Raw genomic sequence first — 21431 nt, 5'->3', positions numbered from 1 at the left:
AAGAGGTGCTTACGATGAAGTTCAGCAAGACCGTCCTCGCCGCGGGGACGCTCGCGTCCGCGGCGATGCTGGTGGCCGCGTGCGGCTCCGGGCAGGTGGGGCAGAGCGGGTCCAGCGACAAGCCCGGCGGCAACTCCGCGAACAGCAAGAAGCTCGCGCTGGTGCCGGGCGTGCAGGCGGAGCCGTTCTACATCTCGATGCAATGCGGCGCACAGGAAGAAGCGAAGAAGCTCGGCTACGAGCTGACCACCCAGGCACCGCAGAAGTTCGACGCGGCGATGCAGACGTCGATCGTGAACGCGCTGGGCTCCAACCCGCCCGCCGCGCTGCTTGTCGCCCCGACGGACGACCAGGCGATGCTCGCGCCGATCCAGCAGGTGAAGAACCGCGGTGCGAAGATCGTCGAGGTCGACACTTCGCTCAAGGACAAGAGCGTCGCGGTGTCGTCGGTTTCCTCGGACAACACCGAGGGCGGCAAGCTGGCCGCGCAGACCATGGCGAAGCTGGTCGGCGACAAGCCGGGCTCGGTGCTGATCCTCGACACCATCGCGGGCACGTCCACCACCGCGGCCCGCGCGAAGGGCTTCGAGGACGAGCTGAAGAACCACCCGAACCTCAAGTCGACGGGCATCCAGTTCACCCAGAACGAACCGGAGCAGGCCGCGTCGAAGGTGACTGCGGCGCTGGCCTCGACTCCGGACCTCATCGGCATCTTCGCCACCAACCTCAACACCGGCGAGGGCGCGGCGACCGGCCTGCGCAACGCGGGCAAGATCGGCAAGGTCAACCTGGTCGGCTTCGACGCCAGCCCGTCCGAAGTGGACGGTCTGAAGAAGGGCGAGTACCAGGCGCTCATCGCGCAGGACCCGGCGCAGATCGGCACGAAGGGCGTCGACCAGGCGGTGGCCGCGCTCGAGGGCAAGCCGACCGAACGGGACCTGACCGCGCAGCTGCACTCGATCACCAAGGACGACCTGGACGCGAACTCGAAGTACTTCTACAAGCAGAGCTGCTAGCCACTGGTGCGGCCGAAGGGGACTTTCCGTGCGGAAAGTCCCCTTCGGTCACTTCCGGGCTAGTATCAACTCCCCCAGGTACCTTGAGGGGAGGCACGTCGATGACCGAGAGTGCCCGGCTGCCGTGGCGCTCCCGCCCGGACGCCGTCCGCGTGCTCGGCGCGGCGCGGAAGGTCGCCGACGACCTCAAGGACGGCCTGTCCGGAGTCCGCGCCCGGCGCGCCGCGCACGGGTTGCGGCGGCTGTTCGACGTGGCCGGGCTGGGGTTGTCGGACCTGTCCGGCACCCTGATGTGGTCCGGGCGGCCGGGGGCCGACTCCTCGGTGTCCCAGGTTCTCGACGACGTCCTGCACCAGGAAGAACCCGTCGCGGCGGGCGGCGTGACGGCGGTTCCGCTGCACGTTCATGACGAACTGGCGGGCGCGTTGCTGCTGGTCGGCGAGGTGCCCGGCGGGGTGCCCCGGCAGGCGGCGGACCTGGTGGTGCAGGCGTTGGAACGGGGCCGGCTCGAAGCCTCGGCGGACCAGGCCGCGCAAGCCGAGCTTCGGGCGCTGCGGGCGGAGATGTCGCCGCATTTCGTGTACAACGCGCTCACCGTCATCGCGTCGTTCGTGCGCTCGGAACCGGACCGCGCACGCGATCTGATGCTCGATTTCGCCGACTACACCCGCTACAGCCTCTCCCGGCACGGCGAGTACACCGTCGTCGCCGAGGAGTTCCGCGCGGTGGAAACATATCTCGCGCTGCAGCGGGCGGTGCTGGGCGAAAGACTCAAGGTGCAGGTGCGGGTCGCGCCGGAAGTGCTTGCGGTGGCGGTGCCGTACCTGGTACTCGAACCCCTCGTGGAAAACGCGATCCGGCACGGCATCGAGCCGAGGTCGGGGGCCGGGCTGGTCCAGGTGCACGGACAGGCGGAAGGGAACGACTGCGTGATCAGCGTTGAGGACGACGGAGTCGGCATGGAGCCCGAGCGCGCCGCCGCCATCCTCGCGGGCAGCGGCGACGGGACCGGGCTCGGAATGGCCAATGTGGACAGACGATTGCGCACGGTGTACGGGGCCTGGTACGGGCTGACAGTGGAAACGGCGGTCGGCGAGGGCACCCGGGTCGTCCTGCGGGTGCCGCGGTTCCAGCCGGGGGTGCTGCCGTGAGCGGGCTGCGGGTGCTGGCGGTCGACGATCTCGCGCCGGCGCTGGGCGAACTGTGCCGGATGCTGAGCGACGCACCGGAGGTCGGCGAGGTCGTCGGCGCGAGCGACGCGCTGAAGGCGCTGAAACTGTTGCAGGCAGACCATTTCGACGCGGTCTTCCTCGACATTTCCATGCCGGGCTTGGACGGGCTCGAACTCGCGTCGCTGCTGGCGAAACTGTCCGAACCGCCGGTGATCGTGTTCGTCACCGCACACGACGGGCACGCGGTAGCGGCGTACGGCATCGGAGCGGTGGACTACCTGCTCAAACCCGTGCGCACGGAACGGCTTTCCGCCGCGCTGGCGAAGGTGACCCGCCTCGTGCCGAGCAGCCGCCGCCGGTCCTCGCCGGACGCGATGGCCGCGCTGCCGGTGGATTCCGGCGGCCGCACCCGGTACGTCCGGCGCGACGACGTGCTGTTCGCCGAGGCCAACGGCGACTACGTCCGGCTGCACACGCGCAGCGGCGTGCATCCGGTGCGGATGCCGATCTCGCGGCTCGAGGAGTATTGGGAAGGGACCGGATTCACCCGCGTGCACCGCGGATTCCTGCTCGCGGTGAGCGCAGTGCTGGAACTGCGGAGCGACACGACGGGCGGGCTGCTGGCGCACACCGAGGCCGGCGACGTACCGGTCAGCCGAAGGCACGCGCGGGACCTCCGGGACCGGTTGCTGGAGGCGGCGCAGCGGGGACAGCTCGGGAGTGCCCGGTGACGCGCGTGGCCGGGGCGGGTCGTGAGTGTTTATCCCGGTTAGAACCGGGATTGCCGCTCACGAGGGTTGCGCGGGGCGTCCGGTGAGCCGCACCAAACGCGTCGCCGTCACCAGTCCGCAGACGAGGCTCGCCCGGTCGCGGCGGCTCGAACGCGGCCGGTGGCGGATGCCGCGCCTGCGCGCGCCGGAAGCGGAACGCGCGGCCGTGCTGTACCGGATCCAGCGCCGCCGCGGCATCCCCGCGCTGGTCGCGATGTTCGTGCTGGTGCTGGGTTTGCCGGTGCTGCTCGCGCTCGCCCCGTCGCTGGACGACGTGCGGCTGTGGGGGATTCCGCTGTCCTGGCTGCTGATCGCGGTCCTGCCGTACCCGGTGCTGGCCGGGCTTTCGTGGTGGCAGCTGCGCCGCGCGGAGAAGATCGAGGACGATCGGTGAGCCGGACATCCGCAGCAGCGGGGGCGGGCGGATAGATGGACATCGCGCTGGCGGTAGCCCCGGTCGTGCTCGTCACGCTGCTCATCGGCGTGCGCGGGGTCGCCGCCATGCGCACCACCTCCGATTTCCTCGTGGCCTCCCGGCGAATCTCCCCCTTCGTCAACTCCGCCGCGGTCTCCGGCGAGTACCTGTCCGCGGCGTCGTTCCTCGGCGTCGCCGGGCTGATGGTGAAGGACGGCGTCGGCGCGCTCTGGTATCCGGTCGGCTTCACCGCGGGGTACGTCGCGATGCTGGTCCTTGTCGCCGCTCCAATGCGGAGATCCGGCGCGCTCACCGTCCCCGACTTCGCCGAAGCGCGCCTCGCCTCCCCCGCCTTGCGCCGTATCGCCGCGGTGGTCGTGCTGGTGATCGGGACCATCTACGTCGTCCCCCAGTTCCGTACCGCCGGGCTCGTGCTCACCGCGGTCGGCGGGACTCCGTACTGGGTCGGCGTGGTCATCGCGGGCACCGCGGTCAGCGTCACGCTCGCGCTCGGCGGCATGCGCGCCGCGACGTACGTCCAGGCGTTCCAGTTCTTCCTGAAACTCGTGCTGTTCCTCGTCCCCGCGCTGTGGCTGGTCCTCCACATCAGCACCGACACCCGCGACGCGAGCCTCACGCCGGTCGAGTTCACCCGGTTCTCCCACGCCACCCCGGTGCAGTTCGACCACGACGTCACCCTCACCTTCCGCGAACCCACCGCGATCGAGAACCGCGGCACCGTCCCGCCCGGACAACTGGTGGTGCACAAGGGAGAACAGCTCGTCTTCGCCGCCGGCACGCAGGTTCCCGGCGTCAGCGGAGAGGTCGCGCTCGGCGGACCGGAGTGGCAGCGTCCGCTGCTGGAGATCGACAAAGGACACCCGCTGCTCGGCACGTGGGCGGTCCTCATCGCGACCGTGCTCGGCACGATGGGTCTGCCGCACGTCCTGATGCGCTTCCACACCAGCCCGGACGGCCGCGCCGCGCGCCGCACCGCCGCGATCACCGTGGCATTGCTCGGAGTCTTCTACCTCTTCCCCGGCATCTACGGCGTGCTCGGCCGGGTGCTGGTGCCACAGCTGTATCTCTCCGGCAACACCGACACCGTGGTCGTCGCGCTGCCCTCGCAGGTCGACCACAGCTGGGCCGGGCAGCTGTTCACCGCACTGCTCACCGCAGGCGCGTTCGCGGCGTTTCTGGCGACGTCATTGGGGTTGCTGCTGGTGATGTCCGGCGCGATCGCCTACGACCTGATGCCCGGCGGCCTGCGCCGGCTGCGCGTGACGGTCGTGTTCGCCGCGATCGCGATGGTGCTGCTCGCGCTGCCGTCCGCTCGGCTCGACGCGGGAGTGCTGGTGACCTGGGGGTTCACCGTCGCCGCGTCCACGTTCTGCCCGCTGCTCGTGCTCGGCATCTGGTGGCAGCGGCTCACCGCGGCGGGCGCGATCGCCGGCGTGCTCACCGGGCTGGCTGCCTCATCCGGGTCAATCCTGTTTGCGCTGGCAGGGCCGCCGGTGCAAGGTTGGGTGGCGATCTTGGTCTCGCAACCGGCACCCTGGTCGGTACCGCTCGCGTTCGGCGTGATGATCACGGTGTCACTGCGCGGGCGCCCACCGTCCTGGGCGGGAGCCGCCATGTTACGGCTGCATCTCGACGAGCGCCCTTCGTCCACGCCGGGTGACCGTTCGTCAACCGTTCGTCGTGCGGCGAGGCGTTTGAGCCGCTGACGGTTCCCTCTCCCCGGCGTCCTCCCTACTGTGTCGCGCACCACATCCGCAGCGTCGCACAAGGGAGATCCCATGAGCGCAGGCGACCCGTCAGGCGCGCCGCCGGACACGATCTGGGAGCAGGCGCACGACAGCGCCGAGTTCCGCGAACTCCGCGGCCGGTTGCGCCGGTTCGTGTTCCCGATGGCCGGACTGTTCCTCGCCTGGTACCTGCTCTACGTCCTGCTCGCCGACTACGCGCACGGCTTCATGAGCACGAAGATCGCCGGCAACTTCACCGTCGGCCTGCTGTTCGGGCTGCTGCAGTTCGTCTCCACGTTCCTCATCACGTGGCTGTACGTGCGCTACGCCAACAAGAAGCTGGACCCGCTGGCCGAGCGGATCAAGGACGACATCGAAAACCCGGAGAAGGAGGGGGCGTGAAGACTCTCGCCGAGAGCGTCGAGGGCAGCAATCCCACGCTCAACATCTCGATCTTCGCGCTGTTCGTGGTCATCACCCTGGTGATCGTGTTCCGCGCGAGCCGCAACACCAAGACCGCCTCCGACTACTACGCCGCCGGCCGCGCGTTCACCGGCCCGCAGAACGGCATCGCGATCTCCGGCGACTACCTGTCGGCCGCGTCGTTCCTCGGCATCGCCGGCGCCATCGCGGTGTACGGCTACGACGGGTTCCTGTACTCGATCGGCTTCCTGGTGGCGTGGCTGGTCGCGCTGCTGCTGGTGGCGGAACTGCTGCGCAACACCGGCAAGTTCACCATGGGCGACGTGCTGGCGTTCCGGATGAAGCAGCGCCCGGTGCGCGCCGCGGCGGCGATTTCGACGCTCGTGGTGTCGTTCTTCTACCTGCTGGCGCAGATGGCGGGCGCGGGCGGCCTGGTCGCGCTGCTGCTGGGCATCGAGGGCAAGGCCGCGCAGTCGCTGGTGATCGCGGTGGTCGGCGTGATCATGATCGCCTACGTCCTCATCGGCGGCATGAAGGGCACCACCTGGGTGCAGATCATCAAGGCGGCGCTGCTGATCATCGGCGCGCTGGCGATGACCCTGTGGGTGCTCGGCAAGTACGGCTTCAACTTCTCCTCGCTGCTGCAGGGCGCGGTCGACAAGGCGGGCAAGGCGGGCGAGGCGCTGCTCGGGCCGGGCAAGCAGTACGGCAAGGACGGCACGACGAAGCTGGACTTCTTCTCCCTCGGCATCGCGCTGGTGCTGGGCACCGCGGGCCTGCCGCACGTGCTGATGCGCTTCTACACCGTGCCGACCGCGCGCGAGGCGCGCCGTTCGGTGGTGTGGGCGATCGTGCTGATCGGCGTGTTCTACCTGTTCACCCTGGTGCTCGGCTACGGCGCGGGCGCGCTGGTCGGCCCGGACGCGATCAAGAAGGCCCCCGGCGGCGTGAACTCCGCGGCCCCGCTGCTCGCGCTGAACCTCGGCGGCCCGGTGCTGCTGGGGCTGATCTCGGCGATCGCGTTCGCCACGATCCTCGCCGTGGTCGCGGGGCTGACGATCACCGCGTCCGCCTCGTTCGCCCACGACGTGTACGCGAACGTGCTGAAGAAGGGCAAGATCGGCACCGGTTCGGAGGTCCGCGTCGCGCGGATCACCGCCGTGGTGATCGGTGTGGTCGCGATTCTCGGCGGCATCCTGGCGAACGGGCAGAACGTCGCGTTCCTGGTGGCGCTGGCCTTCGCGGTCGCGGCTTCGGCGAACCTGCCGACGATTCTCTACTCGCTGTTCTGGAAGCGGTTCAACACCCAGGGCGCACTGTGGAGCATTTACGGCGGGCTGATCGTGACGATCGTGCTCATCGTGTTCTCGCCCGCGGTTTCCGGGAAGCCGGTCGACCCGAAGACCGGGAAGAGCGCGTCGATGCTGCAGGGCGTCGACTTCCACTGGTTCCCGCTCGACAACCCGGGTCTGGTGTCCATTCCGATCGCGTTCGTTCTCGGCTGGCTCGGCACGATCCTGTCGAAGGAACACGACAAAGCGAAGTTCGCCGAAATGGAAGTACGGGCGCTCACCGGCGCCGGTGCGGAAAAGGCTGTGCAGCACTGAGTTTTACGCACTGAAACCGCTGGGTGCCGCTTCTGTCGCGGCACCCAGCGGTTTTTTCAATACGGCAGCTTCCCCCGCGCGATCTCGCCGAGCGTGCCCTCCAGCACGCCGCGCAGATACCGCCACAGCCCGGCCCCCAGGGAAATCCGGGCTACCCCCAGTTCGGCGAACCCGGCCAGCCCCGGACCGCCGGGCAGCGCCGAAGCGTTGACCGGACCGCCCACCTGACGGACGAATTCGGCCAGCACTTCCGGCGAACGCACGAGAATCGGGTACACGCAGTCGGCCCCGGCTTCGAGGTACGCGCGCCCGCGGGCGACGGCGTCGTCGAGCACCGCTTGTTCGTCCGGCACCCCGAGGAACGAATCCACCCGCGCGTTGATCACCAGCCCGTCGCCGGCCGCCCGGTGCAGTTCGGCGATCCGCTCCGCCTGCTCGGCCGCCGGCCGCAACGCGCCCTTGCCGTGGTCGGTGTCCTCGATGTTGCACCCGACCGCCCCGATTTCGCCCAGCCTGGCCGCGAGATCCGCCGGAGCCAAGCCATACCCGGCCTCGGCGTCGACGGTCACCGGCACCGAGACCGCGTCCACGATCCGCTTGGCCGCCGCGAGCATCTCGTCCGCGGACGCGCCTTCGTGGTCCGCCTGCCCCAGCGCCGCCGCGACCGCCGCGGAACTCGTTGCCACCACCGGGAATCCTGCCGCTTCCACCGCCTTCGCGGTATCCGCGTCCCAAGCGTTCGGCAGGATCAGCGGCTTCCCGGGCACGTGCAGCGCCCGCAGCTGCCCGGCGCTCACGCGGCCCGCTCCGGCAGCTCGGCGTGACTGGTGACCATGAGCCGGTTCCAGGTGTTGATGGCGACGACGCACCAGGCCAGCGCGCGATACTGGTCCTCGGTGAACACGCGGACGGCCTCGGCATAGACGTCTTCGGGAACGTCCTTGTGGTCCGAGATCAGGGTCATCGCCTCGGTGTAGGCAAGCGCGGCGCGTTCCTGCTCGGTGAACAGCTCCGTCTCACGCCACCCCTCGAGCACGTAGAGCCGCCGAGGCGATTCCCCGGCTTCGACGGCTTTCGCCGCGTGCATGTCGAGGCAGTACGCACACCCGTTGAGCTGCGACGCACGGATCTTCACCAGCTCGATGAGCTTCACGTCGAGCCCCGCGTTCGCGCTGGCCTTCTTCACCTCGCCCTGCAGGTGGGACATCGCTTGGTACAACTCGCCCGTGGCGAGGGCGATTCGCTTCGTCATGCCTCCACGCTAATCCGGATTGGCCTAGCCGGGTGGTCCAATCCGGGCCTGTTGATCTGGGCCAGTCAGGCGCGGGGCCGGGCGTTGCGGAGCCGGATTCCGCTGAATCCCGCCGTGCTGGCGGTCACCGCGTCCCAGAACGGCCAGAGGTTTCGGTGGCGACGCAGGCAGCGATCGGCGTCGACCGCCCGGACATAAGGCTGCCGCGCGGTCGCCGCGAAACGCGTGATCCCCGGGTCTTCGGAGAAGTGCAGCACCTGGCCGGGTCCGTTCTACCCGGCCACGGCCTCAGCGGCCGCAGAACAGGCAGAGCGGCAGGACCAGTCCGAGATCCGTCTTGCGCACCGGTTTCCCGTCCACCGGCGTCTTCCCCGGCGGCGTGTCCGCGTCCGGCTGGATGCCGCCCGCCGCCACGCGGTCCAGGGTGCGCAGCCCGGCCGAGCCGACCGTGCCGAACACCGTGTAGTTCGGCAGCAGGCTGGAATCGCCGTACACCACGAAGAACTGCGAGCCGTTCGTCGCCGGTCCGGCGTTCGCCATGGCCAGCAGGCCGCGCGCGTACGTCCGGCGCTTGCCGGTCGGGTCGGACGGGGCGGGCGGGAGCGTGGTCGGGAGTTCGTCGCGGAACTTGTAGCCCGGGCCGCCTTCGCCGGTGCCTGACGGGTCGCCGCACTGCAGGACCTTCAGCGTCGGGTACGCGGTGAGGCGGTGGCAGGTCGTCTGGTTGTAGAAACCGTTGGCCGCCAAGTGCAGGAAGCTCTGCACCGTGCACGGAGCCTGCGCGCGGTTGAGCTTCAGCGGAAGCAGGCCCTGGTTGGAAAACACCGCGACGTCGACGCTGCCGCGATCCGGCGTGTGCCGCGGGTCGCGCGGGAGCGATACCGGGCGCACCGCGGGATCGTCCGGAGTTTCCGTGTACTGGCACGGCCCCGACGTGACCTTCGGCGGCTTCGCTTCCGTCGCCGAAGCCGGTGCGGCTACCGCGACCAGCGACAACGCAGTCAGCACGGACACGAGCAGCTTCTTCATTCCGGTTCCCTCCCAGTGCACGGAGGATCGCAGTATAGGGACGGAAAACTGCCCGCGCTTCCGGCTAAAGTCGCATCCTGACCGGTTCCTGACACCCGCGTCCTACCGTGCGGTTTCATGATCACTCCCCTCATCGCCGGACTGGTCGCCGGGCTTCTCGCCGCCACCGCCGGTCCCGTGCTGCAGCCGCTGGCGACCTCCGCCGCCGAACAGCAGGCAGTGTTCGCGTACTGGACTCCGCAGCGCCTGGCCGCGCTGACCCAGCCGTCGTCGGATAATCCGCCGAAGAGCGGCCCGGACGGTGCGCCGTGGCCGGACCCGCTCCCGAAGACAATCGGCCGGCTGTTCTACACCGACCACGGCGAGGACGCGAGCTGCACGGCGACCGTCGTCCGCAGCAAGAACCGCAGCACGATCGTCACGGCCGGACATTGCGTCAACAACACCGACCTCATCGGCGAGCACAACGCCTGGAACGCGCACCTCATGTTCGTGCCCGGCTATCACGACGGCCAAGCGCCGTACGGGAAGTTCGCCGCCCGGGCAGGCGTCGTCGACCGCACCTGGCTCGCGAACGACCAGCAGAACGCACAGAAATTCGACACCTTCGACCAGGCCTTCGCGGTCCTCGGCCCGAACGAATCCGGACAGCTGGTGCAGGACGCGGTCGGCGGTGCGCAGCAGATCGGCTTCGACCGGCCGGGCGGCGTGAAGGTGACGCAGTTCGGCTACCCGCGGGCGGCGTCCGACCCGGCGCGCGAGGGGCTGCCGGAGTACACCGGGGCTCGGCTGGCGTATTGCACCGGCACCGCACGGCATTGGACCGGCACCGCGACCGACCCCGACTCCCCCGACCAATGGGGTACAGCATGCGTCATGGGCGGCGGCTCCAGCGGCGGCCCGCGACTACGCGACTTCAACCCGACGACCGGACTGGGCACCGTCGTCGGCGACAACACCCACGCCGGATTCTTAGCCGCCAACGGAAAACCGTGCGACCGCGACACCCCGGGCTGCACGCGGTACCTCGTCGGACCGCAGTTCAGCGGCAAGGTGACCAAGCCGCTGTACGAAGCCGCGCAGCGTTAGCCCTTCAGCTCCGCGATCAACCGGTCCGCCGCCGCGAACGGGTCCAGCTCCCGGGCCACCACCCGCTCCGCCAGCTCGCCCAGCCGGTCGCCGTGGCGGAGGTCCGCCAGCTCCGCATGCAGCCTCCGCACCGCGATCGCGGCGACCTCCTCCCGGGCGCGAGCGGCGCGGCGGCGGTCCAATTCCCCATGCGCGACAAGCCATTCGTGGTGCGTGCGCAAGGCCGACACCACCTCGTCGACGCCTTCGCCCTTCGCCGCCACCGTGCGGACGATCGGCTGCCGCCAGCTCGGCCCGCGCAATTCGCGGCGGGCCAGGGTGATCATCTGCTTCAGGTCGTGCACCGTGGCGTCGGCTCCGTCGCGGTCGGCTTTGTTGACCACGAACACGTCCGCGATCTCCAGCACGCCCGCTTTCGCCGCCTGGATGCCGTCGCCCATGCCGGGAGCCAGCAGCACCACGGTGGTGTCAGCCAGTTTCACAACGTCCACTTCGGACTGTCCAACCCCGACAGTCTCGATCAGCACGACGTCGAACCCGGCGGCGTCCAGCACCCGCACCGCCTGCGGGGTCGCCCACGACAGGCCGCCGAGATGGCCCCGGGTCGCCATCGAGCGGATGAAGACTCCGGGATCGGTGGCGTGCTCGGTCATCCGGATCCGGTCGCCGAGCAGCGCGCCGCCGGAGAACGGCGACGACGGGTCGATCGCCAGCACCCCGACCCGCAAACCCTCGCCGCGCAAGGCGGTGAGCAGCGCGGACGTCGACGTCGACTTGCCGACCCCGGGCGGGCCAGTGAGCCCGACGACGCGGGCGCGGCCGGTGTAAGGCGTCAAAGCACGGGCGATGTCCGCCACTCGCGGCGAGGAATCCTCGACCAGAGAAATGAGCCGGGCGACCGCGCGCGGTTGTCCTTCCCGCGCGCGGCCGACCAGCTCGTCGAGGTCCGGGCCGGCCAACTTACGCTGACGGAACGCGGATCAGCAGCGCGTCGCCCTGGCCGCCGCCACCGCACAGCGCGGCCGCGCCGAGCCCGCCGCCGCGACGGCGCAGCTCGTGCACCAGGTGCACGGCCAGCCGCGCACCGGACGCGCCGATCGGGTGGCCCAGCGCGATCGCGCCGCCGTTGACGTTCACCTTCGACTCGTCCAGCCCGAGCTTCTCGCTCGACACCAGGCCGACCGCGGCGAACGCCTCGTTGATCTCCACCAGGTCCAGGTCGCCCACGTCCAGCTTCGCCTTCTTCAGCGCGGCGCGGATCGCGTTCGACGGCTGCTCGTGCAGGCTCGCGTCCGGACCGGCGACGACGCCGTGCGCGCCGATCTCGGCCAGCGGCGTGATGCCCAGTTCGGCCGCCTTCTCCGGGCTGGCCACGATCACCGCGGCCGCACCGTCGGAAATCTGCGACGCCGAACCGGCGGTGATGGTGCCGTCCGAGGAGAACGCCGGACGCAGCTTCGCGAGGCTCTCGCCGGTGGTGTCCGCGCGCACGCCCTCGTCGGTGGAGAAGACGACCGGGTCGCCCTTGCGCTGCGGGATCGACACCGGCGCGATCTCCTCGCGGAAGAACCCGGCCTCGATCGCGGCCGCGGCCCGCTGGTGCGAACGCGCGGAGAACGCGTCCTGCTGCTCGCGGGTGATGCTGTAGCGGGCGTTGTGCTTCTCCGTCGACACACCCATCGCGACCTGGTCGAACGCGCAGAACAGGCCGTCGTAGGCCATGTGGTCGACCAGCGTGGTGTCGCCGTACTTGAAGCCCGAACGGGACTTCGGCAGCAGGTGCGGCGCCTGCGTCATCGACTCCTGGCCGCCCGCGACGACGAGGTCGAACTCGCCCGCGCGGATCAACTGGTCGGCGAGCGCGATCGCGTCGAGGCCGGAAAGGCAGACCTTGTTGATGGTCAGCGCCGGAACGTCCATCGGGATGCCCGCGGCGACCGCGGCCTGGCGAGCCGGGATCTGGCCCGCGCCGGCGGTGAGCACCTGGCCCATGATCGTGTACTGGACCTGGTCCGGGGAGACGCCGGCGCGTTCGAGCGCGGCCTTGATCGCGATCCCGCCCAGCTGGGCTCCCGAGAAGTCCTTCAACGAGCCGAGCAGCCGCCCGATCGGGGTACGGGCAGCGCCCAGGATCACGGAACCGGACACGACGTCCTCCAAAGCATCGGTGCACTGGCAGTGTTCCCACGATACGGCCTGCGCGGGGTTCGCGGCGCGTCTTGATGGAGCCAGTGTGAGGGGGCGCACGCGGGGTTCCGCGCGCCGCTTCCGGGCTTATCCTCCCCGGTATGGACACCGAGCCCAGCGCATCCGTGCTCAAGCCGTTCGTGACCGCGATCGACCACGTCGGCATCGCCGTGCCCGACCTCGACGCGGCCATCGCCTTCCACCGCGACCACTTCGGCCTGGAGGTCGCGCACGAGGAGGTGAACGACGAGCAGGGCGTGCGCGAGGCGATGCTGCGCGCCCCGGGTACCGCGGGCACCGAGACGATGATCCAGCTGCTCGCCCCGTCCCGCGACGATTCGACGATCGCGAAGTTCATCGGCCGCAACGGGCCGGGCCTGCAGCAGCTCGCGCTGCGAGTGTCCGATGTGGACGCTGCCGCGGCGGCGCTGCGCGCGCAGGGCCTGCGGCTGCTGTACGACGCGGCCAAGCGCGGGACCTCGAACAGCCGGGTCAACTTCGTGCACCCGAAGGACGCGGGCGGGGTGCTGGTGGAGCTGGTCGAGCCCGCCGCCAACGCGCACTGAGACTCACACCGCCGAAGCGGGCGGCGTCCCCTTGGCCGCGCGAGCCGACAGCGCGTTCGCCACGAACGTCAGCTCCCCGTCGAACTCCGCCGGGCGGTCGTCGCCGGTGTGCCGGGCCGTCGCGTGCCGGTGGGTGATCGCGCGGGCCAGCAGCCCGGACGCGTTGTCGATGTCGGCTCCGGCGAGCCGTCCGCCGGTCGCGGCCACGATCACCGACCGCATCAGCCGGACCAGCTGCTGGAACCGTTCGGACAGCGCGTCGCGGACCACGTGGTGGGTGTCGGCCTCGCGCCACAGCAGGTGCGAGAGCCCGAGCGAACCGGTGAACCGGCGGTCGAGTTCGACGACCAGCCTGCGCAGGGAACCCGCCAGGTCGCCGGGAACGACGACCGCGGCGGGTTCGATGCGTTCGTCCGGCAAACGGGCGACCAAGGCGGCCAGCAGGTCGGACTTGCGGCGGAAGTAGTAGTGGACCAGGCCCTTCGGGACCCCGGCGCGCTCCGCGATGCGGGACGTCGGGGTCGCCTCGAAGCCGGACTCGGCGAACAGCTCCTCCGCCGCGCACAGGATCCGTTCTTTCGCCGAGTCTTCGGTCATGTCACCTTCCTCGTCAGGGCTGCGCTGCCCCGATCAGTGCTGGCCCGCCATCCGGTGGGCGGCGTTGGCCTCCGGCATCGCGGCCGCGCCGGCGATGATCGTCAGCGCCCCGGCGACCCAGGACGTCCACGACGCCCCGTTGAATTCCGTATACCCCATCACCCACGGCGCGATGAACAGCAACGCGCCGAGGACGATCTGCACGCCCTCGCCGTAAACCATGCTCGGCGCCGCGAGCGACACCAGGCCGTCGAGCGCGATCAGCGCGCCGAGGACCACCATCGTCCACACCATCGTGGTGTTCGTGCTCAGCCAAAGGGGTGAAAGAGCGGCGACAACACCGATGACGACCTCGGCCCAGTCGTAGGGCCGCGTCCAGGCGCGCGTCGAGACTTCACTCATTCGTGCTCACCTCCGCCGGAAAAGAGCCGTTCAGGGAGATTTCCCATAGCCGACTATGCTCCTTGGTTGGCCAGCCGGTCAAGATTCGTTGGTCACACTTCGACTCGTGGACAAGGTCCTTGTCTCGTACAGTGAGGCCCCCGGTTACCGACGAGTAATTTCGTCTAGTCGCGCGCCGCGACCGACCCCTGGAGGTTCCCGATGACGCACCTCGACGAGATCCAGCAGGCGATCCTCGACGGCCGCCTCGACGCGATCGCCGAGCTGCCCGTGCCCGAGAGCTACCGGGGCGTCACCGTGCACGCCGACGAGGTCGACATGTTCGAAGGCCTCGAAAGCCGCGACAAGGACCCGCGCCGTTCGCTGCACCTCGACGACGTCCCGACGCCGGAGCTGGGCCCCGGCGAGGCGCTGGTCGCGGTGATGGCCAGCGCGATCAACTACAACACCGTGTGGACGTCGATCTTCGAGCCGATCCCGACGTTCAAGTTCCTCCGCAAGTACGGGAAGCTCTCGCCGCTGGCCAAGCGGCACGACCTGCCGTACCACGTGGTCGGCTCGGACCTGTCCGGCGTCGTGCTGCGCACCGGAGCGGGCGTGCACAACTGGAAGCCGGGCGACGAGGTCGTCGCGCACTGCCTGAACGTCGAGCTGGAAGGCCCGGACGGGCACAACGACACGATGCTCGACACCGAGCAGCGGATCTGGGGCTTCGAGACGAACTTCGGCGGGCTCGCCGAGATCGCGCTGGTCAAGGCGAACCAGCTGATGCCGAAGCCGGCCCACCTGACCTGGGAGGAGTCCGCCGCCCCCGGGCTGGTGAACTCGACCGCGTACCGGCAGCTGGTGTCGCGCAACGGCGCGGACATGAAACAGGGCGACGTCGTGCTGATCTGGGGCGCGTCGGGCGGCCTCGGCTCGTACGCGACGCAGTACGCGCTCAACGGCGGCGCGATCCCGGTGTGCGTCGTGTCCAGCCCCGAGAAGGCGGAGATCTGCCGGAAGCTCGGCGCGGAGCTGATCATCGACCGCACCGCGGAGGGCTACAAGTTCTGGAAGAGCGAGACCGAGCAGGACCCGAAGGAATGGCAGCGGTTCGGCGCGAAGATCCGCGAGCTGACCGGCGGCGAGGACCCGGACATCGTGTTCGAGCACCCGGGCCGGGAGACCTTCGGCGCGTCCGTCTACGCCGCGCGCAAGGGCGGCACCATCGTCACCTGCGCGTCCACCTCGGGCTACATGCACCAGTACGACAACCGGTACCTGTGGATGAACCTGAAGCGGATCATCGGCTCGCACTTCGCGAACTACCGCGAATCGTGGGAGGCCAACCGGCTGATCGCGAAGGGCCTCATCCACCCGACGCTGTCGAAGACGTACTCGCTCGAGGAGACCGGCCAGGCCGCCCTTGACGTGCACCGCAACGCCCACCAGGGCAAGGTCGGCGTGCTCGCCCTCGCTCCGGAAGAAGGCCTCGGCGTGCGCGACGAGGAGCTGCGCGCGAAGCACCTCGACGGCATCAACGCCTTCCGCGGCGCGTGAGGGCAGACCACCTGCCCGATCGGTCCGGCCGCTCAGCGCTTGGGCGGCCGGACGCCGTGGGTGCTCACCCGTCCGTGACCGCGGAGCGACTACGGTGGTGTCATGAGTCTTGGCGATGAACGCGAACTCGTGCCGCTGGGAGCCGGCTTCGACGTAGCGAAGCGGGGGTACAGCCGGGCGCAGGTCGACGAGCACCTCGAACGGCTCGACGGCGACCTGAAGATGCTCACCGCCGACCGCGACGCCGCCATCGCCCAAGCCGGCGACCTGGCCCGGCAGCTGGAAGTCGCGCGCGGCGAGATCGCCGATCTCCGCGGTCAGGTCGACCGGCTCGCGCAGCCGCCGACGAGTGTCGAGGGGCTGTCCGAACGCCTCCAGCGGATGCTGCGGCTGGCGCAGGACGAGGCCGCCGACACCCGCGCCCGCGCCGAGGCCGAAGCAGGCCACATCCGGGCCAAGGCGGAGACCGACGCCAGCGCCATGCGCGCCCGGTACGAGCAGCTGCTCACCGAGCTTGACCTGCGCCGCAAGGAGATGGAGGCCGAGCACCGCAAGGTGCTCGAGGACGCGCGCGCCGAGGCCAAGCGGATCACCGACGAGGCCGAGGCCGAGCGCAAGAAGCTCGACGCGGAGTCCGAGGCCCGCCGCACGCAGGTCGAGGAAGACTTCGAGATCGCCATGGCCACCCGCCGCGCCGAGGCGATGCGCGTGCTGGCCGAGCAGGAGGCGGCCAGCAAGGCCGAAGCCGAGCGCCGGGTCCGGGAGGCCGCCGAGGACGCGGCCGCGATCCGGGCGAAGGTGCTCGAAGAGGAGACCGCGGCGAAGGCCGACATCGACCGCCGCCAGCGCGAATCGGTCGCCGACGCGAACAAGCGCCGCCAGGACTCGATCACCGAGGCCAACGCGCGGCTCGCGGAAGCCGCCGACGAGGCCCGCCGCCGCGTCCGCACCGCCACCGACGAGTCGAACCGCCGGATCACCCAGGCCAACGAGCGGGTCGAGGCGCTGCGCACGGTCCGGGCAAGCCTGGCCGAGCAGGTCCGGTCGGCGCGCACGGTGCTGGCCGAGGCGCAGCACGTGCTCGGCGAGACCGACGGAGCCGTCCCCGAGGACATCAAGGCCTCGGTCGACGGACCCGGCTCGACCGGCAACGGCACCCAACCGGGTAAGCCCGGCGGTGCCGCGGCAGCGGCCAGCACTCCGGCTTCCGCTGGTCAGGGCAGCAAGAAGGCCCCGGCGAACAGCGGAAAGCCCGCGGCGGGCGGCGACGTCGAGCAGACCGTCCGGCTGCGGACCTCCGACGTGCCCAAGCCGCAGCCGCAACCGCGCCCGGCGGGAAAACCGACTGGCGAGTAACCTTCCCCCGCGAAGGGGCCGCGCCGCCCCGCTGACCGATCGCCGGGAGGTTCTGGATGGCTGTCTATCGGACTGTGGTGGTGGGCACGGACGGGTCGGACTCGTCCTTCGCCGCGGTGGACAAGGCCGCCGGGGTGGCCGCCGACGCGGGGGCGACCCTGGTCGTCGTCTGCGCGTACCACCCGGCCAGCCGCCAAGACGTGGAACGCGCGCAGGACGAGCTGGGCGACGAGGCCTACCAGGTGGTCGGGTCCGCGCCCGCGGAGGACACGCTGCAGTCCGCACGGGACCGCGCGGCGAAGGTCGGCGCCACGAACGTCGAGACGGTCGCGCTCGAAGGCCAGCCGGTCGACATCCTGCGGAAGGTCGTGAAGGACCGCTCGGCCGACCTGCTCGTGGTCGGCAACCGCGGCCTCAACACCCTGGCCGGGCGGATCCTGGGCTCGGTGCCCGCCGAGGTGGCCCGGAAGTCGGGCGTCGACGTGCTGATCGTGCACACCACCTGAGTCCGTGACCGATTCTTCCCGGGACCTGCAGCAACGGCTAGAACGCGCCCTGCTCGGCGGGCCCCGCCGCTACACCCGGCTCGAGGTAGCGAAACGGGCCGGCGTACCCGAGGAACGCTCGCGCCGGCTGTGGCGGGCGCTGGGTTTCGCCACCGTCGAAGACGACGAGATGGTGTTCACCGACGCGGACGTCGAGGCAATGCGCATCGCCGACGGCCTGGTGAGTTCCGGCTTGGTCGCGCCCGGCATGGAAGTCGCGGTGACCCGTGCCCTCGGCCAGCATCTGTCCCGGCTGGCCGAGTGGCAGGTGCACATGCTGTGGCAGCTGATCACGGAAAACCCGGAACTGGCCCGCAGCGACCGTCAGGTGACCCGCCTGGTGGAGCGCCTGCTCCCCGAACTGGAGCAAGTACAGAGCTACGTCTGGCGCCGCCACCTGGCCGCCTTCGCCGGCCGCGCCTTCGCCAGCCCCGATGAGGACCTGGAGACGCGCGCACTGGTCGTCGGCTTCGTGGACATGGTCGGCTACACCCGTTTCACGAGGGAAGCCGACGAAGACGAACTAACCGAGGTCCTGGACGGCTTCGAATCACTGGCCACGGAAGTCATCGCAGAACACCACGGCCGGGTCGTGAAAATGATCGGCGACGAGGTCCTCTTCGTCACCGACTCCCCCGCCGACGGCGCGGAAATCGCCCTGACGCTAGCCGAACGCACCGGCGAAGACGGCGGCTTACCCGCAGTCCGAGCCGGAATGGCCTCAGGCCGCGTCCTGTCCCGCTTCGGCGACGTCTACGGCTCGGTAGTCAACCTCGCCGCCCGGCTAACATCCGCAGCCAGGCCGGGAACGGTGCTGGTCGACCGAGAACTTGCCGGACAACTGGAATCCCTGCCGGAGTTCGACCTACGCACGAGACGCCCCATCGCCGTACGCGGCTACAACCGCCTACGCCCCTCAGCACTACGGCGGGCAAAGGACAAACCCACCGGCCGCTTCGCCTCATCGCAGGAACTAGCCGCGGAAATGCTGGGCCTAGGCGAACCCACCACCACCGAAACCCCAGACCCAGACGACTTCCCGCCCCCTCGCCGCAAACGACGCCGCCGCTAACGGTCCGTGAGGGAACCTCACGACCCCGCAACCGATGCACCCAACCATCGGTGCACCCAGCCCCTCCCCCGCACCCCGATACGAAGCCTCCCTGCGGTCTGGGGGTGCTTGTCAAGGCATCTTTCCCGCCTTGACAAGCACCCCCAGACCGTCAGCACAATCAAGCTTCGGGGTGCCCCACGCCACCACCCGGGCGCAATGTCGCCGCCAGGCGACGAGCCCCCACTCAAGCGTCAAAATCCACCGTAACCCGCTCCGAAACCGGATGAGACTGGCAAGTCAACACAAACCCAGCCTCAACCTCCCCCTTCTCCAACGCAAAATTCCGCCGCATGTCAACAGAACCCTCAGTAACCCTCGCCCGGCAAGTCCCGCAAACCCCGCCCTTGCAGGCAAACGGCAAATCCGGCCGAAACCTCTGCGCCCCGTCCAGCACCGACGACTCCCGAGGCAGATTCATCGTCGTAGACCGCCCATCCAGCACCAACGTCACCTCAGACGAAGCACCGGAAACCGCAGGATCGACATGCTTAACCGGCTCCGGCGGCACATCATCCACATAAAACAGCTCCGAATGAACCCGCTCCCCAGGAACCCCCAGCGAACCAAGCAGCTCCTGCGCCGAGGTCACCATCCCAAACGGCCCACACAACCAAAAATGATCAACATCCTCAACCGGCACAATAGACCCGAACAACGCCTTCAACTTGTCCGAATCCAACCGCCCGGTAAACAACTCAGCCTCACGAGGCTCCCGGGACAGCACATGCACCAGCTCCAGCCGAGCCGGATACCGATCCTTCAAATCAGCCAGCTCATCAGCGAACATCACCGTATCCGTACGCCGATTCCCATAAAGCACAGTAACCGTAGCGTCCGGAGTAGCCAGCAAAGAAGCCGCAATAGACAACACCGGCGTAATCCCCGACCCAGCAGCAATCAACACATGATGTCCACCAGCCGCCAAGTCCGGAGTAAACGACCCAGTAGGCGCAGAAACCTCAACGGTATCCCCCGGACGCACCTCATTGACCAGCCACGACGAGAACACCCCATCAGGCACCAGCCGAACCCCGACCCGAGGCCGCTCCCCCACCGGAGCGCAAATGGAGTACGACCGCCGCTCGTCCCGCCCGTCCACCACCCGGCGCAAAGTCAGCGACTGCCCAGGCGCGAACGCATACGTCGACTCCAACCCGGCAGGCACGTCGAACGTCACGGCCACAGCGTCGTCGCAAAGCCGCTCAACCTCGGCCACCCGCAACGAATGGAACCCCGTGCGACGGGAAACGGTGGCAGTCACTCAAATCTCCTTGACGTGTTCGAACGGCTCCCAGCAAGACCGGCAACGCCGCAACGCCTTGCAAGCGGTCGCACTGAACCGGGACTGCTCCTCGGTGTCCAACGACCCGCAATGCGGACAAGCCACCCGCCGCACCGAAGGCCCGAGCGTCAGCGGAATCGGCCCGGACCGCCGCGGCGCGGACCCCGGCGGCGCGATCCCGGCCTCAGCCAGCTTCCGCCGCCCGTCCTCGCTGATCCAATCCGACGTCCAAGCCGGTTCCAGCACCGTGCGGATCTCGATCTCGGTATAACCCGCATCCCGCAAGGCATGCTCAAGGTCGTCCCGCATGGTGTCCATCGCCGGACACCCGGTGTACGTCGGCGTGATCGACACCGTCACCCGACCGTCCTCTTCGGACACTTCACGCAGCACGCCCAGATCCGCGAGCGTCAGCATCGGCAGCTCGGGATCCGTGACCGTAGAAGCCACCGCGACCGCGGTCACCACGACGCTCCAGGCATAGCACGAGCCACACTCTGCAGCTCAGCCAACAGGAAGCCCATCTGTTCCGTGTGGACTCCATCGCGGCCAGTCCGCCCGGAAACCCCGGCAATAGCCCCGATTTCCGGCCGCTCCAACGTCCCAGCGGCCAATGCCTGATCCACAATGGCGTCAAACTCCGGCCGCAACGAAGCAGCGTCCACCAGCTCAGCCGGATGCGTCGCGAACAGCTCCTCGACATACGGCCACACCGCGGCGAGCCCCTCGGCCATCCGCTCGTGCGACAACGGCGTCCCGTCGCCAAGCCGGACCAGCCACTGCGCGGCATAGTCCCGGTGATAGGCCAATTCCTTCACACCCTTGGCCGCGATCGCCGCCAGCACCGGGTCCACACTGGACTCCAGCCGTTGGAACAACGCGAGCCGCCAGGTCGAGAACACGAACAGCTGCGCGATCAGGTGTCCAAAGTGGCCACCGCCCAGCTCGGCCAGCCGCACGTTCCGGAACTCGTTCTCCGCGCGCAGGAACGCGAACGTGTCCTCGGACCGGTCAGTCCCGTCCGCCTTGCCCGAGCGGGCCAGCAGCAACCGCGCCTGACCGAGCAGGTCGAGGGCGATGTTCGCGATCGCGACCTCGTCCTCCAGCTCGGGAGCGTTGCTGACCCACTCCTGCAGCCGGTGCGAGAAGATCAGCGCGTCGTCGCCCAGCATCAGACAGTAGGCGGCCAGCTGCGCACCGTCCACTCCGGACGGAACCGAAGTGTCCACACCGGACAGCGGGTCGGCGAAGCCGGTGCCGAATGCCCAGCGCGCGTCGTTGTCCTCGGTGATGGCTTCGTAGACGTTGTCGAATGACAT

General features: G+C 69.4%; 24 protein-coding genes. 13 read left to right on the top strand and 11 right to left on the bottom strand.

The features are described from left to right. Positions 1–14: 14 nt before the first annotated feature. The 7 genes from RPX00_RS21855 (at position 15) to RPX00_RS21825 (ending at position 7151) form a co-directional block, all read left to right on the top strand. Positions 15–1016 (top strand): ABC transporter substrate-binding protein, encoded by a 1002-nt coding sequence (locus RPX00_RS21855; RefSeq protein ID WP_406641970.1) that lies wholly within the window; start codon positions 15–17, stop codon positions 1014–1016. A 101-nt stretch (positions 1017–1117) separates the two neighbouring features. Then, positions 1118–2167: a sensor histidine kinase gene (locus tag RPX00_RS21850; RefSeq protein ID WP_406641968.1), complete on the top strand. Its 1050-nt coding sequence runs from the start codon at positions 1118–1120 to the stop codon at positions 2165–2167. After that, positions 2164–2919, top strand: a complete 756-nt coding sequence (locus RPX00_RS21845) for a LytR/AlgR family response regulator transcription factor (RefSeq protein ID WP_406641966.1) — start codon at positions 2164–2166, stop codon at positions 2917–2919. Before RPX00_RS21850 ends, RPX00_RS21845 begins: the two co-directional genes overlap by 4 nt. An 82-nt stretch (positions 2920–3001) precedes the next feature. After that, a complete protein-coding gene (locus tag RPX00_RS21840) occupies positions 3002–3352 on the top strand; it encodes a hypothetical protein (RefSeq protein WP_406641964.1) in 351 nt (116 codons plus the stop codon). Positions 3353–3387: 35 nt separating this feature from the next. Further along, positions 3388–5100 carry a cation acetate symporter gene (locus tag RPX00_RS21835; protein ID WP_406641961.1) on the top strand — a complete coding sequence of 571 codons (1713 nt, stop codon included), beginning with the start codon at positions 3388–3390 and terminating at the stop codon, positions 5098–5100. Positions 5101–5172: 72 nt separating this feature from the next. Beyond that, positions 5173–5523: a DUF485 domain-containing protein gene (locus RPX00_RS21830; protein ID WP_378310357.1), complete on the top strand. Its 351-nt coding sequence runs from the start codon at positions 5173–5175 to the stop codon at positions 5521–5523. After that, the gene (locus tag RPX00_RS21825; RefSeq protein ID WP_406641959.1) at positions 5520–7151 is read left to right on the top strand and encodes a cation acetate symporter; all 1632 of its coding nucleotides are present in this window, start codon (positions 5520–5522) and stop codon (positions 7149–7151) included. Before RPX00_RS21830 ends, RPX00_RS21825 begins: the two co-directional genes overlap by 4 nt. Positions 7152–7207: 56 nt before the next feature. Here RPX00_RS21825 and RPX00_RS21820 read toward each other — a convergent pair whose 3' ends face one another. The 4 genes from RPX00_RS21820 to RPX00_RS21805 all read right to left on the bottom strand — a co-directional run bounded on the left by RPX00_RS21820 (position 7208) and on the right by RPX00_RS21805 (position 9432). Continuing rightward, positions 7208–7948, bottom strand: a complete 741-nt coding sequence (locus tag RPX00_RS21820; protein WP_406641957.1) for an isocitrate lyase/phosphoenolpyruvate mutase family protein — start codon at positions 7946–7948, stop codon at positions 7208–7210. After that, entirely contained in the window at positions 7945–8403 is a 459-nt protein-coding gene (locus RPX00_RS21815; protein WP_406641956.1) for a carboxymuconolactone decarboxylase family protein, read from the bottom strand. The genes RPX00_RS21820 and RPX00_RS21815 overlap by 4 nt, the downstream gene beginning before the upstream one ends. A 65-nt stretch (positions 8404–8468) precedes the next feature. After that, positions 8469–8660: a DUF6886 family protein gene (locus tag RPX00_RS21810; protein WP_406641954.1), complete on the bottom strand. Its 192-nt coding sequence runs from the start codon at positions 8658–8660 to the stop codon at positions 8469–8471. A gap of 31 nt (positions 8661–8691) precedes the next feature. Beyond that, on the bottom strand, positions 8692–9432 hold the full coding sequence (locus RPX00_RS21805) for a peptidylprolyl isomerase (RefSeq protein WP_406641952.1): 741 nt from the start codon (positions 9430–9432) through the stop codon (positions 8692–8694). Between the two features lie 117 nt (positions 9433–9549). Between RPX00_RS21805 and RPX00_RS21800 the strand changes: the two genes are divergently transcribed. Then, entirely contained in the window at positions 9550–10521 is a 972-nt protein-coding gene (locus RPX00_RS21800; RefSeq protein WP_406641951.1) for a trypsin-like serine peptidase, read from the top strand. Here RPX00_RS21800 and meaB read toward each other — a convergent pair. Continuing rightward, positions 10518–11480, bottom strand: coding sequence for a methylmalonyl Co-A mutase-associated GTPase MeaB (meaB, locus tag RPX00_RS21795; RefSeq protein ID WP_406641950.1), 963 nt, complete (start codon positions 11478–11480; stop codon positions 10518–10520). The genes RPX00_RS21800 and meaB overlap by 4 nt on opposite strands. A 1-nt stretch (position 11481) precedes the next feature. Next, a complete protein-coding gene (locus tag RPX00_RS21790; RefSeq protein WP_406641948.1) occupies positions 11482–12669 on the bottom strand; it encodes an acetyl-CoA C-acetyltransferase in 1188 nt (395 codons plus the stop codon). Between the two features lie 140 nt (positions 12670–12809). Between RPX00_RS21790 and mce the strand changes: the two genes are divergently transcribed. Then, positions 12810–13274 carry a methylmalonyl-CoA epimerase gene (gene mce, locus RPX00_RS21785; protein ID WP_406641946.1) on the top strand — a complete coding sequence of 155 codons (465 nt, stop codon included), beginning with the start codon at positions 12810–12812 and terminating at the stop codon, positions 13272–13274. Positions 13275–13277: 3 nt separating this feature from the next. Here mce and RPX00_RS21780 read toward each other — a convergent pair whose 3' ends face one another. Together RPX00_RS21780 and RPX00_RS21775 are read right to left on the bottom strand one after the other, a co-directional pair. Next, positions 13278–13871 carry a TetR/AcrR family transcriptional regulator gene (locus tag RPX00_RS21780; protein ID WP_406641944.1) on the bottom strand — a complete coding sequence of 198 codons (594 nt, stop codon included), beginning with the start codon at positions 13869–13871 and terminating at the stop codon, positions 13278–13280. A 33-nt stretch (positions 13872–13904) separates the two neighbouring features. After that, positions 13905–14273, bottom strand: a complete 369-nt coding sequence (locus RPX00_RS21775; protein ID WP_406641942.1) for an SPW repeat protein — start codon at positions 14271–14273, stop codon at positions 13905–13907. A gap of 201 nt (positions 14274–14474) precedes the next feature. On the opposite strand from RPX00_RS21775, the gene ccrA reads away from it, so the two are divergent. The 4 genes from ccrA to RPX00_RS21755 all read left to right on the top strand — a co-directional run bounded on the left by ccrA (position 14475) and on the right by RPX00_RS21755 (position 18788). After that, a complete protein-coding gene (gene ccrA, locus RPX00_RS21770) occupies positions 14475–15815 on the top strand; it encodes a crotonyl-CoA carboxylase/reductase (protein ID WP_406641940.1) in 1341 nt (446 codons plus the stop codon). Positions 15816–15944: 129 nt separating this feature from the next. Next, positions 15945–17171 carry a chromosome segregation protein gene (locus RPX00_RS21765; protein ID WP_406643041.1) on the top strand — a complete coding sequence of 409 codons (1227 nt, stop codon included), beginning with the start codon at positions 15945–15947 and terminating at the stop codon, positions 17169–17171. 56 nt (positions 17172–17227) lie between these two features. Beyond that, the gene (locus RPX00_RS21760) at positions 17228–17677 is read left to right on the top strand and encodes a universal stress protein (RefSeq protein ID WP_406641938.1); all 450 of its coding nucleotides are present in this window, start codon (positions 17228–17230) and stop codon (positions 17675–17677) included. 4 nt (positions 17678–17681) lie between these two features. Continuing rightward, positions 17682–18788 (top strand): adenylate/guanylate cyclase domain-containing protein, encoded by a 1107-nt coding sequence (locus RPX00_RS21755; RefSeq protein ID WP_406641936.1) that lies wholly within the window; start codon positions 17682–17684, stop codon positions 18786–18788. Positions 18789–19014: 226 nt separating this feature from the next. On the opposite strand, the gene paaE is transcribed toward RPX00_RS21755, so the two are convergent. From paaE to paaC, 3 genes are read right to left on the bottom strand one after another with little or no spacing between them, the layout of a single operon-like run. Continuing rightward, complete coding sequence (gene paaE / locus RPX00_RS21750; RefSeq protein ID WP_406641935.1) at positions 19015–20091, bottom strand: 1,2-phenylacetyl-CoA epoxidase subunit PaaE; 1077 nt, start codon at positions 20089–20091, stop codon at positions 19015–19017. Beyond that, complete coding sequence (gene paaD, locus RPX00_RS21745; protein ID WP_406641933.1) at positions 20092–20580, bottom strand: 1,2-phenylacetyl-CoA epoxidase subunit PaaD; 489 nt, start codon at positions 20578–20580, stop codon at positions 20092–20094. Continuing rightward, entirely contained in the window at positions 20574–21431 is an 858-nt protein-coding gene (paaC, locus tag RPX00_RS21740) for a 1,2-phenylacetyl-CoA epoxidase subunit PaaC (protein ID WP_406641931.1), read from the bottom strand. The genes paaD and paaC overlap by 7 nt, the downstream gene beginning before the upstream one ends.

The organism is Amycolatopsis sp. WGS_07, from assembly GCF_045278895.1.
GTDB lineage: Bacteria > Actinomycetota > Actinomycetes > Mycobacteriales > Pseudonocardiaceae > Amycolatopsis.
This window is presented reverse-complemented; position numbering and strand designations above follow the sequence as displayed.

What these genes read in the sequence shown, in the direction of transcription:
- RPX00_RS21835 (WP_406641961.1), top strand. Translation starts at nt 3,388, where the DNA reads ATGGACATCGCGCTGGCGGTAGCCCCGGTCGTGCTCGTCACGCTGCTC.
- mce (WP_406641946.1), top strand. Translation starts at nt 12,810, where the DNA reads ATGGACACCGAGCCCAGCGCATCCGTGCTCAAGCCGTTCGTGACCGCG.
- RPX00_RS21800 (WP_406641951.1), top strand. Translation starts at nt 9,550, where the DNA reads ATGATCACTCCCCTCATCGCCGGACTGGTCGCCGGGCTTCTCGCCGCC.
- RPX00_RS21855 (WP_406641970.1), top strand. Translation starts at nt 15, where the DNA reads ATGAAGTTCAGCAAGACCGTCCTCGCCGCGGGGACGCTCGCGTCCGCG.
- RPX00_RS21760 (WP_406641938.1), top strand. Translation starts at nt 17,228, where the DNA reads ATGGCTGTCTATCGGACTGTGGTGGTGGGCACGGACGGGTCGGACTCG.
- paaC (WP_406641931.1), bottom strand. Translation starts at nt 21,431, where the DNA reads ATGTCATTCGACAACGTCTACGAAGCCATCACCGAGGACAACGACGCG.
- RPX00_RS21775 (WP_406641942.1), bottom strand. Translation starts at nt 14,273, where the DNA reads ATGAGTGAAGTCTCGACGCGCGCCTGGACGCGGCCCTACGACTGGGCC.
- RPX00_RS21830 (WP_378310357.1), top strand. Translation starts at nt 5,173, where the DNA reads ATGAGCGCAGGCGACCCGTCAGGCGCGCCGCCGGACACGATCTGGGAG.
- RPX00_RS21850 (WP_406641968.1), top strand. Translation starts at nt 1,118, where the DNA reads ATGACCGAGAGTGCCCGGCTGCCGTGGCGCTCCCGCCCGGACGCCGTC.
- RPX00_RS21780 (WP_406641944.1), bottom strand. Translation starts at nt 13,871, where the DNA reads ATGACCGAAGACTCGGCGAAAGAACGGATCCTGTGCGCGGCGGAGGAG.
- ccrA (WP_406641940.1), top strand. Translation starts at nt 14,475, where the DNA reads ATGACGCACCTCGACGAGATCCAGCAGGCGATCCTCGACGGCCGCCTC.
- RPX00_RS21815 (WP_406641956.1), bottom strand. Translation starts at nt 8,403, where the DNA reads ATGACGAAGCGAATCGCCCTCGCCACGGGCGAGTTGTACCAAGCGATG.
- RPX00_RS21805 (WP_406641952.1), bottom strand. Translation starts at nt 9,432, where the DNA reads ATGAAGAAGCTGCTCGTGTCCGTGCTGACTGCGTTGTCGCTGGTCGCG.